General features: G+C 45.4%; 1 protein-coding gene. It reads right to left on the bottom strand.

Features of this window, described 5'->3' with window-relative positions; translation table 11 throughout:
* Positions 1-108 precede the first annotated feature (108 nt).
* The gene (locus CZ490_RS23025; RefSeq protein WP_268762182.1) at positions 109-240 is read right to left on the bottom strand and encodes a hypothetical protein; all 132 of its coding nucleotides are present in this window, start codon (positions 238-240) and stop codon (positions 109-111) included.
* Positions 241-359 lie beyond the last annotated feature (119 nt).

The following is a 359-nucleotide window of genomic DNA, read 5'->3' as shown; positions in this document are numbered from 1 at the left end:
GAAACCCGCCGTACTTTGATTTCTTTCTGTACCTATTTTAAAGATTTTTAAAACCTTCGGTTTTCTCACAAAAAAAAAATCAACCCTAAGGTTGATCTTTTCCGGTGCCTAGCGACGTCCTACTCTCACAGGGGCAATGCCCCAACTACCATCGGCGCCGAAGCTTAACTTCCGTGTTCGGTCGCCGGCTTCCGATGAGCGGCAGATTTCTGCGTCAGCTGCACTCCCTCCAATCCTCATGTACGTTGTACATTCCGGTTGTCGCTCACTTGCTTCCTTGAACTCTTTGCTCCTCGAAACCCACCGTACTTTGATTTCTTTCTGTACCTATTTTAAAGATTTTTAAAACCTTCGGTTTT

The sequence above is a fragment of the Litchfieldia sinesaloumensis genome (genome assembly GCF_900156865.1).
Taxonomy (GTDB): domain Bacteria; phylum Bacillota; class Bacilli; order Bacillales; family Bacillaceae_L; genus Ferdinandcohnia; species Ferdinandcohnia sinesaloumensis.
This window is presented reverse-complemented; position numbering and strand designations above follow the sequence as displayed.

Coding starts and splice junctions, on each gene's coding strand:
- CZ490_RS23025 (WP_268762182.1), bottom strand. CDS start 240: ATGAGGATTGGAGGGAGTGCAGCTGACGCAGAAATCTGCCGCTCATCG.